Genomic DNA, 11,179 nt, shown 5'->3' on the forward strand with positions numbered 1-11,179 from the left:
TCTCTCCTTATTCCCTGGCCGGCTGATCGGGTGAAGCCCAGCGCCATCTGCCGAAGCGCGGACGTCCTTCGGAGCCGAGCACGACCTTTGCGATGGCGGGCAGCACGAGCAGCGTCAGGATCGTTGCCGCGATCAGGCCGCCGATCACCGTCGTCGCAAGCGGCTTCTGCACCTCGGCGCCGGTTCCGGTTGCGATCGCCATCGGCACAAAGCCGATTGCGGGCACGAAACCGGTCATGATCACCGCGCGCATCTTTTCGCTCATGCCGTCGCGGATCGCGTCCGCGAGCGCAATGCCCTTCTCGAGCCGGTCGCGGATCGCGGTCATGACGACGAGGCCGTTGAGCACCGCAACCCCTGCCAGGCAGATGAAGCCCACCGCCGCCGACACCGAGAAATTGATCCCGGTCAGCGCCAGCGTGAACACCCCGCCCGCGAGGCCCAAGGGCACCGCAAGGAACACCGCCGCGGCCCGGCCGAACCCGCCGAGCGCCAGATAGAGCAGCGCGAAGATCGCCGCGAAACAGAGCGGGACCACGATCGAAAGGCGGTCCGACGCGGCCTGAAGGCTTTCGAACTGGCCGCCCCATTCGAGATAATATCCCGCGGGCAACTTCACCTTTGCGATCTTTTCCTGCGCTTCGGCGACGAAGGAGCCGGCGTCGCGCCCTTCGAGGTTCACCTGGACGACGACGCGCCGCTTGCCATTCTCGCGGCTGATCTGGTTGAGCCCTTCGGTGAGCCGGATCTGGGCGACTTGCGAGAGCGGGATCTGCCCTCGCGCCGCGCCCGCCTGCGGAAGCAGGATCGGCAGCGCACGGATGTCATCGAGATTGACGCGGGTCGCGTCGGGAACGCGGACCATGATATCGAAGCGCCGGTCGCCTTCATAGAGGAGGCCCGATTCACGCCCGCCGAGCGCCGCCGCGATGGTGTCGGCGACCTCCTGCACCGTGAGGCCGTATCGCGCTATGCCATTGCGATCGAGCCTGACGTCGAGGGTCGGCGCGCCGCCGACCTGATCGGCCTTGACGCTGCCTGCGCCCGGGATTGCCTGCAGCACGCGCACCATCTCGTTCGCAGCGAGCGACATCTTGTCGAGGTCATCGCCATAAAGCTTGATGGCGACATCGCCGCGAACGCCCGCGATCAGTTCGTTGAAGCGCAATTCGATCGGCTGCGACACCTCATAGAGTTGGCCAAGGACGCCCGCCGCCGCCTTCTCGACGCGCGCGATCACCTGTTCCTTTTCCGTCACGCCCGCAGGCCATTCCGCCTTGGGCTTCAGAATGACGAAGCCGTCGGAGACATTCGGCGGCATCGGATCGGTCGCCACCTCGGCGGTGCCGGTCTTCGAGAACATCATTTGGACTTCGGGAAGGCCGGTGATCGCGGCTTCGACCTTGCGCTGCATCGCGAGCGACTGCTCGAGACTGACCGAAGGAACGCGCGTCGAGGCAAGCGCCATATTCTTCTCGTCGAGCTTGGGGATGAATTCCGATCCCAGCAGGCCGAAAACGGGAATCGCGAGGAGGAAGAAGGCAAGGCCGCCCGCGATGAAGCCCCAGGGTTTCGCGATCGCCTTGTCGAGCAGGGGCAGGTAGCGCTCCTTGGTCTTGCGGATGACCCAGACTTCCTTCTCGGCGACCTTGCCGCTGATCATCAGCGCGACGAGCGCCGGGACGAGAGTGATCGCCAGAATGAAGGCCGCGACCAGCGCCAGCATTATAGTGATCGCCATCGGCGAGAAGGTCTTGCCCTCGACGCCGGTGAACATCAGCAACGGCGCAAAGGCGAGCAGGATGATGGCCTGGCCGAAAACGGTCGGTTTGATCATCTCCTGCGACGCGCGCATCGTTTCTTCGAGGCGTTCGCGGAGCAACAGCAACCGGCCCTCATGCTCCTGCCGGTGCGCCAGGCGTGCAAGGCAATTCTCGATGATGATGACGGCGCCGTCGACGATCAGGCCGAAATCGAGCGCGCCGAGGCTCATCAGATTGCCGGGCACGCGAAAGGCGTTCATTCCCATCGCCATCATCAGGAAGGAAAAGGGAATGACGAGCACCGCGATGATCGCCGCACGCCCGTTGCCGAGCAGCAGGAAGAGCGCGGCAGCGACGAGCAGCGCGCCCTCGGTCAGGTTCTTCTCGACCGTTCCGACGGTGGCGTTAACCAACCTGGCACGGTCGAGGACGATCTTGACCTCGATGCCGGGAGGCAATGTCTTCGCGATCTGATCGATCTTCGCCGACACATCCTCGGCGACGGTACGGCTGTTTTCCCCGATCAGCATGAGCACGGTGCCGATCACCGCCTCCTTGCCGTTCATGCTGCCGGCGCCGGTACGCAGGTCGCCGCCGATCTTCACCTCGGCGAGCTGGGCGACGGTGACCGGCACGCCGCCGCGCGTCGCGACAACGGCCCCCCGTATCTCGTCGACCGAGCGCACGCGGGCATCGACGCGCACCAGATAGGCCTCGCCGCCGCGGTTGTAGTAATTGGCGCCGACCGCGAGATTGGCCCGTTCGAGCGCTTCGCCGAGTTCGCTGTAGGAGATGCCGAAGCTGGTGAGCTTGGTTGGATCGGGCTCGACGACGAAGGTCTTGGCGTAGCCGCCGATCGAATCGACCCCGGCGACGCCCGGCACCGCCTTGAGCTGCGGGCTGACGATCCAGTCCTGCACCGTGCGCAGATAGCCGGCCTTCGCGATATCGTCGGTGAGCCTTTCGCCCTCGGGCGTCAGATAGGCGCCGTCGGGCTGCCAGCCGGGCCGGTCCGTAACCGTCTTTGCCCCCTTGCCGTCCGGTTTGGCATAACCGACGGTATACATGACGACTTCGCCGAGCCCCGTCGTGACCGGCCCGACTTGCGGCTGCGTCCCGTCGGGCAGATTTTCCGCTGCCTGGCGGAGCCGCTCGCCCACCTGTTGCCGCGCGAAATAAAGATCGGTCGAATCCGAAAAGATGGCGGTGACCTGGCTGAACCCGTTGCGCGAGATCGAACGCGTCGTCTCCAGCCCCGGGATGCCGGCGAGTGAAATTTCGATCGGATAGGTGACGAGCTTTTCTATCTCGACCGGCGACAGGCGCGGGTCGACCGTGTTGATCTGGACCTGATTGTTGGTGATGTCGGGAACCGCGTCGATCGGCAGTCTGGTGAGCTGCCAGACGCCGAGCCCGGCGACGATGAGAAAGAGGAAAAGCACCGCCCAGCGCGCGCGGACGGAAAGCGCCATCAGTTTCGCGATCATGGCTTAATGCTCCTCGCCCGCGCCCTTGCCGAACTCGGCCTTGAGCAGAAAAGCGTTCTTGGTGGCGATCGTCTCGCCGGCCTTCAGCCCCGCAAGAATTTCGACCCGGCCGGCGCTGCGCTGGCCGACCGTAACCCTGCGGGCCGCGAACCCATCCTTCGTTCGCACGAACACGACATCGCGGCCCTCGAGAGTCTGAAGCGCCTCCTCGGCAACCACGATCCGGCTGGCGCCGGCGTCGGCGCCGCGGCTCGGAAGCAAGCGCACGCGCACGGCAAGCCCGGGCTGGAGGGCACCGGATACGTCGAGCACCGCGGTCGCCGACCGCGTGTCGCCCGCCAGCCCCGGGGTGACAGCGCGCACGCGCGCATCGATCGCGCGCCCATCGGGCAATTCGACGATCGCGCGATCGCCGGGGCGGAGCCGCTGCGCATCGGTCGGGCCAACGGCGGCTTCGATCTGAATCTTGGAAGGGTCGGCGACCCGGAACAATTCGACTTCGGGCTGAACGAACGCGCCGAGGCTGACATTTTCCGCGGTGACGCGGCCCGTGATCGGGCTCGCGACCACGACGCTGCCGCCGTCGCGCGTCACTTGTGCGGCGCGAGCCGCAGCGCGGGCGCGCTGAGCTTCGGCCGCCGCCACCGCGGCTTCAGCCTGCGCCTGCTCATAATCGACGCGCGCCGACACCTTCTGTTCGAAGAGGGTCTTTTCGCGGTGGAGAGTCTTCTGCGCGAGCGCCGCCCGCGCCTCAGCCGCCGTGCGTTCGGCGGCGATCTGCGCCGCGTCGCGGCTTTGCACGATCGCCAGCGGTTCGCCGGCGCTCACCGGATCGCCGAGCCGCTTGAAGACACGGGTGACCGCGCCGCCCGCCCGCGCGGTGACGACGGCCTCGCCGCCCGGCGCCGCCGTGACCGTCGCCTGCGCGATGATTTCGGAGCCGAGGCCGCCGACGCTGATCGTTTCAACGCCGATTTCGGCCGCCTCGATCGCGTCGGGCGTGATGGCGAGGCGGTCGGGGGCGACCTCGCTTTCGGTTTCGCCCTCGCCGTCCAGCACGGGAGCGGCGGCGGGGTCGGCAGTGCAACGGGCAACACCGAAGCCAGTGGCGGCAGCGAGAGCCATGGCGCCCGCTATGGCACCCAAAAGGCGATTGTCCTTGGTGATCATCGAATGTCTCCACGAAAAGGGAGGGCGCAGGGCGAAGCCGCTTGCGCGCAAGGGAATGGATGGCGGGGGCCGCGGTGCGAAACGCGACCGTCCGGTACGGGCGGCGCGATCATGGCTGATGATCCGCGTCGCCCTCGGCAGCCGCCTGCCGCGCGAGAATCGCCCGCGCTTCGGCACGCGCCCGGCGCGCCGCGATGAGTTCGGTCCGCGTCGCAGCATAGGCCTGCTGCGCGTCGATATATTCGACGAGCGACGATTTTCCGGCGCGATAGGAAAGCTCGGCGAGCCGCACCCCTTCGCGCGCCTGCTCGATCCCGGCGCCGTCGAGCGCCGCGAGGCGCGCTTCGGCCGAATCGAGGTCGGCGCGGGCGTTGGCGATCGCCGCCGCGGCCGTCACCACCGCATTCTCGCGCCGGGCGGCCGCCGCCGCGACGTCCGCACGCGCCGCCGCGACATTGCCCTGGTTGCGGTCGAAGATCGGAAGCGGCATCGACAGGTTGGCGACGAGCGCCCGGTCGCCGGTTTCGCGAAGCTGGCGAACGCCGAGGCCGACGCTGGGATCGACGCGCGCTTCGGCCCGCTGGCCGCGGAGCCGTGCCTCGGCGATCGCCTGCTCGGTCTCGGCCAGTCTGACGTCGAGCGTCGCACGCGCATCCACCTCGGTCGATTGCGTCGCGATTTCGCCGTCGATCAATTCGGCGGGCGGCGTCGCCACACCGAGCAGCGCCGCGAGCGACCGGCGCGCGGTCGCCTCCCCCACTTCGGCCGAGCGAAGCTGGGCACTTGCCTGGACCAGCGCGGCGTTGGCGCGAAAAGCGCGGAGCGGCGGTTCGTTGCCGGTGTCGACCATCGCCTGCGCGACACGGACGAGTTCGCGGGCCCGCGCCTCATTCTCTCGCGCAAGCGCCAGATCATCGCGGGCGGCGACGGCGGCCGCGAACTGGCCGCGAACCTCGAAGGCGAGATCGGCGCGCGCGATTTCGAGCCGGTATTGCGCCGCCACGAACTCGGCATCGGCAAGCGTCATGCGCGCGCGCCGTCGGCCGCCGAGGTCGAGCCGCTGGTTGATCGACATCGTCGTTTCGAGGCCGGCGAACCCCGAATAGGGTCCGGTGCCGGCAAAATTTTCGATATCGATGTTGAGGGTAGGGTTGAAGCGATAGCCGGCCTGGCGCTGGCGGCCGCGCGCGGCCTCCACCTCGGCAGCAGCGGCGAGAACGCGCGGCGAGCGCGCGTCGGCTTCTTCCATGGCCTGCGCCAGCGTCAGTCGGGCAGGGAGCGGACCGGCGCGGACCGTCGGCCCGGCGGGAGGGTGCGGACCGACAAGCGCGGGGCCCGGCGCCTGGGCGGCCGCGCTCGCGCTGCTTCCCGCAGCCATGAGCGCCGCGACCGTCGCGGCGGCAACTATAGGGTTCATGAAGGAAAGACTCCTGACAATGACAGGGAAAAGCGCGGCCCCAAGGGCGCGCAAACCTGGATTGTCAGGCGATGGGGGGGCGGAACGTCCCGGTGAAGGCGGCGGGCGGAACGACCGCCGACGGAGCGCGGCCATGCGTCACGGCATGAACCACCGCGATCGGCAGCACGGCGATAGCGGCGGGCACGCCCGAATAATGACCATGACAGCCATGTACCGTGACCGGCGATTGCTGATCCTCCGACGGCGAATCCTGCGATGCCTTGACGACGATCTGAACGCACCCGTCCCAATCGCGCATCTCATTCGCCGTGACGGGGGTCGCGGAGACCGGGGTCGGCTGCGCGCAGTCTTCCGCGGCGTGAGCGATCGAACCCGCAACCGTGCCCGATGCGAGGAGAAGGGACAGCAAGAGCAGAAGCACCCGTCTCATCGAGCCCGCTCGTAGCATTGTTGATTCGCCTTGCAAAGCGAAAGCACGAAGCACGCGGCCAAAAATATCGTTCAATTTCGTGATGTTATCTCATTTCTGTCGACCGGAGATGAAGCCGGGGCCCGCTCGCGGCGCGCGCAGTCATCGCACGAGGCGTTGAGAACATTAAGGAAACATGCTAATTCGCGCGCGTGGAAGACGCCGCAGACCCTGCGCCGGGAGACGGCACGGACCCGCCGGTCCGCAAGATCATCCATGTCGACATGGACGCCTTTTACGCGTCGGTCGAACAGCGCGACAATCCGGCCCTGCGCGGCAAGCCCGTCGCGGTCGGGGGTTCGTCGCGGCGCGGGGTGGTCGCCGCCGCCTCCTACGAGGCGCGCAAGTTCGGCGTGCGTTCGGCGATGCCGAGCATCACCGCGAAGCGCCAGTGTCCCGACCTGATCTTCGTGCCGCCACGCTTCGACGCCTATCGCGACATCTCGCACCAGATCCGTGCGATCTTCCGCGACTATGCCGACGAGGTCGAGCCGCTGTCGCTCGACGAAGCCTATCTCGACGTCAGCCACGACAAGGCCGGGCTCGGCAGCGCGACCGCCGCCGCAAAGCTGATCCGCGAGCGCATCCGCCGCGAAACCGGCCTCACCGCTTCGGCGGGCGTTTCCTACAACAAGTTCATCGCCAAGCTGGCGTCGGACCAGAACAAGCCCGATGGCATCACGATCGTCCCGCCGGGCAAGGGGGCGGCGTTCGTCCAGACGCTGTCGATCCGGCGTTTCCACGGCATCGGTCCCGTCACCGCGGCGAAGATGGAGGGGCTCGGCGTCTTTTCGGGCGCCGACCTTGCCGCGAAGGAGATGGCATGGCTCGCCGCGCATTTCGGTAACAGTGCCGAATGGCTGCACAATCTGGCGCGCGGGATCGACCATCGGCGCGTGCGGTCGAACCGGCCGCTCAAATCGCTGGGCGGCGAGCGCACCTTCTTCAACGACCTGATTGCCGACACCGAAGTCCGTGAAGCGCTCGCGCATGTCTGCACCGTCGTCTGGGACCGCGCGGCGAAGCGCGGCGCGCGCGGCCGGACGGTGACGCTGAAGCTGCGCTACGCGGATTTCAAGACGATCACGCGGGCGAAATCGGTGCCCTTCGCGATCGCCGATGGCGCAGGGCTGCTCGCGGTCGGCGAGGCGATCCTCGCACCGCTGCTGCCGGTCGAGCAGGGCATCCGCCTGCTCGGGGTGACGCTGAGCAAGTTCGAGGGCGAAGAGGATGAGGAAGACGCGGCGGGGCCGGCCGACCTGCTGAGCCTGATTTGACTCGCACGAAGCCACGAAGCCACAAAGAACTTCCCTCTCTTCCGTTTGTGCTGAGCTTGTCGAAGCACCGTCCTTCCTTCGACGCCCGAAGAAAAGAACGGCCCTTCGACAGGCTCAGGGCGAACGGATTGGAGAGTATCTTCGTGGCTTCGTGCGCGCGCCGATTACCCCGCGTCGGCGAACCGCCGCTCCTTGGTCGCGGTAAAGCGGATCGCCGGATGGCGCTGCGTCACATAGCCGACCTCCCACGCATCTTTCGCCATGAACACCGGCGCACCGTCGCGGTCGGTGGCGCTGGCACCGCGGTGGTCGGCCTGGAACGCCTTCAGCGCCGCGGGATCGTCGCTGGCGATCCAGCGTGCGGTGTCCCACGGCGACGCCTCGAGCTTCGCCTCGACCTTATATTCGGCGTCGAGGCGGCTGATCAGCACCTCGAGCTGGAGCTGGCCGACAACGCCGACGATCATGTTCGCGCCGATCTCAGGATAGAAGACCTGGATGATCCCCTCCTCCGCCATGTCGTCGAGCGCCTTGCGGAGTTGCTTGGTCTTGGTCGGGTCGACGAGCGCCACGCGGCGCAGCAGCTCGGGGGCGAAGTTCGGCAGCCCGGTGATGGTGATGTCGGTGCGTTCCGACAAAGTATCGCCGACGCGCAAGGTGCCGTGGTTCGGGATGCCGATGATGTCGCCGGGAAAGGCTTCTTCGGCCATCTCGCGGTCCTGCGCGAGGAACAGCATCGGGCGGCTGATCGCGATCGCCTTGCCCGTCCCGCCCTGCATCAGCCGCATTCCGCGCTCGAACTTGCCCGAGCAGAGCCGCATGAAGGCGATGCGATCGCGGTGCGCGGGGTTCATGTTCGCCTGCACCTTGAAGACGAAGCCGGTGACGGCCTCGTCGCCCGGCTGCACCGGCGCGGGCTCGGCGGGCTGTGGCTGCGGGCCGGGCGCATGCGCCGCCAGCGCGTTCAGCAGATCGACGACCCCGAATTCCTTGAGCGCGGAGCCGAAATAAACCGGCGTCAGATCACCGTCCCGGTAGGCCGCGACGTCGAAGGGGGCGTAGCAGGCCGACGCAAGCTCGGTTTCCTCCTTGAGGTGCGCAAGCGCGTCGGCGCTGAGTTCGGCCGCCAGCGCCGCATCGTCCAGCCCCGACACCGCGACGCGCTTCCCCTCGTACATGCGTGAGGCATCGCCGCCGGGCTTCATGATCGCGGGATCGACGAGGTCGTAGATACCCTCGAACTGCCCACCCATCCCCGCGGGCCAGTTCATCGGGCAGACGTCGAGCGCGAGGCGGTCGGCGACCTCGTCGAGCAGTTCGAAGGGCGGCAGGCCTTCGCGGTCGACCTTGTTGACGAAGGTGATGATCGGCACCGAGCGCAGGCGGCAGACCTCGAACAGTTTCAAGGTCTGCGGCTCGATGCCCTTGGCGGCGTCGATCACCATCACCGCGCTGTCGACCGCGGTCAGCGTGCGATAGGTGTCCTCGCTGAAATCCTCGTGCCCCGGCGTGTCGAGCAGGTTGAAGACGAGCCCCTGATGCTCGAAGGTCATCACCGACGAGGTGACCGAAATTCCGCGCTGCTGCTCGATCTTCATCCAGTCGGAGCGCGCGCGCCGCGCGGCGCCGCGCGCCTTCACCTCGCCCGCCATATGGATCGCGCCACCCGCGACGAGCAGCTTTTCGGTCAGCGTCGTCTTGCCCGCGTCGGGGTGCGAGATGATGGCAAAGGTGCGGCGGTCAGAATGCTTGGACATGGCGCGGGCGCCTAGCAGGTGGCGGCAATTGTGGAAAGGGGCTGGCATCGGCGCCGCGCCGGACGCATGGTCGGACGATGCGAACCTTGCTCATCGCCTTTGCGCTGCTCGCCTCCCCCGCCGCCGCGCAGGATTCGCCGTTCGTCGGCGAATATGCCATCGCCGAAGGCCCCGATGTCGGCGGCGGCCTGCTCATCCGCAACGACGGCCGCTTTCAATATGGGCTTGCCGCGGGAGCGCTCGATGAACGCGCCGAGGGGCGCTGGGAAGCCCGCGGCGACAGGATCTGCCTGACCACCGAGCCCAAGCCGGTGCCGCCGGCGATGGCGAAGGGCACGCCCGGCGCGATCGACGGCGCGGTGCCCACCATCGTCGTCACCTGGGCGAACGGCGGGACGGTCGCGGGCATCGATTTCACCATCGGCTTCGACAGCGGCGATCCGATCGACGGCTATACCCAATATGACGGCTGGACCATGCCCGACGACGACACGCGTATCCCGCGCTGGGTCGAGGTGCGCGAACCGGTCTACGACATCACCGCGCCGCGCTTCGTGCTGACCGACGCCGATGGCGGCAAGCTGCATGTGATCATCGAGCCGAACGATATCGGCGTGGCCGATTTCGAAGGCGCCTGCGCCGAAAGGACCGAACGCGGCCTGACGCTGCACCGCGCAGAGGGAGAGATGCGGTTCGTGCGACTGGGGAAGGATTAATATTGGGGGCCAGGGTGGCCGTGGGGTGGGGAGCTGCCGTTTGAAGGCAACGCGGGTTTCCCCTCCCGCAAGCGGGAGGGGCAGCGAGACTTACGAACTTTGTTCGTTAGTCGCAGCGGGGTGGGCAGATGCAACGTCGCTGCCCACCCCCAGCCCCTCCCGCCTGCGGGAGGGGAGAAGAGTGCCAGCTCCCGGTCGAAATCGGCCCCGCACCTTCACTCGCCCTCCCCCCTTGCGCTCCCTCTCCAAATGCGCCAAAACTTTACGTGAACGTAAAGGTAAAGCCCCCGCGAGAGGATATTTCCCCATGACCGACACCCCGACCTTCGATACGATCAAGTTCGACGTCGCCGACCACGTCGCGACGATCATGCTCAACCGCCCCGAGCGGCTCAACTCGATGCCGCCGGCGATGGCCGACGATATCCGCACCGCGCTCGATTATCTGCCGGTGCTCGGCGCGCGGGCATTGTTGATCACCGGCGAAGGGCGCGGTTTCTGCTCGGGCGCGGACCTTGCGGGCGACCGCAGCGGCTCGGCGGTCGGCGGCGGCGCGAACAGCCGCAAGGCGCTGCGCAACCATTACAACCCGATGCTGCTCGCCCTCGCCAATCTCGACATTCCGGTCGTCGTCGCGGTCAACGGCCCCGCGGCGGGGGTCGGGTGCAGCTTCGGCCTGTCGGGCGATTTCACTATCGCGGGCAAGAGCGCCTATTTCCTCCAGGCTTTCGTCAACATCGGGCTCGTTCCCGACGGCGGGTCGTCGTGGATATTGCCGCGCCTCGTCGGCCTGTCGCGCGCGACGCAGATGATGATGCTCGGCGAAAAGATCGGCGCCGAGCAGGCCGCCGACTGGGGCCTGATCTATAAATGCGTCGAGGATGCCGAACTGCTGACCGAGGCGAAGGCGCTGGCGGCGCGGCTCGCGAACGGACCGACCGTCGCGCTCGGCACGATGCGCAAGATTTTGCGCGAAGGTCTGTCGCAAAGCTATGCCGACACGCTCGATGCCGAAGCGAGAGGCCAGTTCATCGCCGGCAACAGTGCCGATGCGATGGAGGGTATTCTTGCGTTCCAGCAGAAACGCAAAACCGCGTTCGCGGGCAAGTAAGAGCCCACT

At 67.2% G+C, this 11,179-nt stretch carries 8 protein-coding genes; 3 read left to right on the forward strand and 5 right to left on the reverse strand.

Features of this window, described 5'->3' with window-relative positions:
• Positions 1–7: 7 nt before the first annotated feature.
• The 4 genes from ACVENA_RS11780 to ACVENA_RS11795 form a co-directional block, all read right to left on the reverse strand.
• Complete coding sequence (locus ACVENA_RS11780) at positions 8–3,250, reverse strand: efflux RND transporter permease subunit (RefSeq protein WP_449325514.1); 3,243 nt, start codon at positions 3,248–3,250, stop codon at positions 8–10.
• 3 nt (positions 3,251–3,253) lie between these two features.
• The gene (locus ACVENA_RS11785; protein ID WP_449325515.1) at positions 3,254–4,420 is read right to left on the reverse strand and encodes an efflux RND transporter periplasmic adaptor subunit; all 1,167 of its coding nucleotides are present in this window, start codon (positions 4,418–4,420) and stop codon (positions 3,254–3,256) included.
• A 109-nt stretch (positions 4,421–4,529) separates the two neighbouring features.
• Complete coding sequence (locus ACVENA_RS11790; protein WP_449325516.1) at positions 4,530–5,837, reverse strand: TolC family protein; 1,308 nt, start codon at positions 5,835–5,837, stop codon at positions 4,530–4,532.
• 64 nt (positions 5,838–5,901) lie between these two features.
• Positions 5,902–6,270: a hypothetical protein gene (locus tag ACVENA_RS11795; RefSeq protein WP_257551170.1), complete on the reverse strand. Its 369-nt coding sequence runs from the start codon at positions 6,268–6,270 to the stop codon at positions 5,902–5,904.
• Positions 6,271–6,533: 263 nt separating this feature from the next.
• On the opposite strand from ACVENA_RS11795, the gene dinB reads away from it, so the two are divergent.
• The gene (gene dinB, locus ACVENA_RS11800; RefSeq protein ID WP_449328934.1) at positions 6,534–7,586 is read left to right on the forward strand and encodes a DNA polymerase IV; all 1,053 of its coding nucleotides are present in this window, start codon (positions 6,534–6,536) and stop codon (positions 7,584–7,586) included.
• A gap of 164 nt (positions 7,587–7,750) precedes the next feature.
• Here the strand turns inward: dinB and ACVENA_RS11805 are convergent, their stop codons facing one another.
• A complete protein-coding gene (locus ACVENA_RS11805) occupies positions 7,751–9,343 on the reverse strand; it encodes a peptide chain release factor 3 (RefSeq protein ID WP_449325517.1) in 1,593 nt (530 codons plus the stop codon).
• A 77-nt stretch (positions 9,344–9,420) separates the two neighbouring features.
• Here ACVENA_RS11805 and ACVENA_RS11810 point away from each other — a divergent pair, with 77 nt between their 5' ends.
• Both ACVENA_RS11810 and ACVENA_RS11815 read left to right on the forward strand, forming a co-directional pair.
• On the forward strand, positions 9,421–10,059 hold the full coding sequence (locus tag ACVENA_RS11810) for a hypothetical protein (RefSeq protein ID WP_449325518.1): 639 nt from the start codon (positions 9,421–9,423) through the stop codon (positions 10,057–10,059).
• A 307-nt stretch (positions 10,060–10,366) separates the two neighbouring features.
• Complete coding sequence (locus ACVENA_RS11815; RefSeq protein ID WP_449325519.1) at positions 10,367–11,170, forward strand: enoyl-CoA hydratase-related protein; 804 nt, start codon at positions 10,367–10,369, stop codon at positions 11,168–11,170.
• Positions 11,171–11,179 lie beyond the last annotated feature (9 nt).

It is taken from the genome of Sphingopyxis sp. 550A, assembly GCF_053569535.1.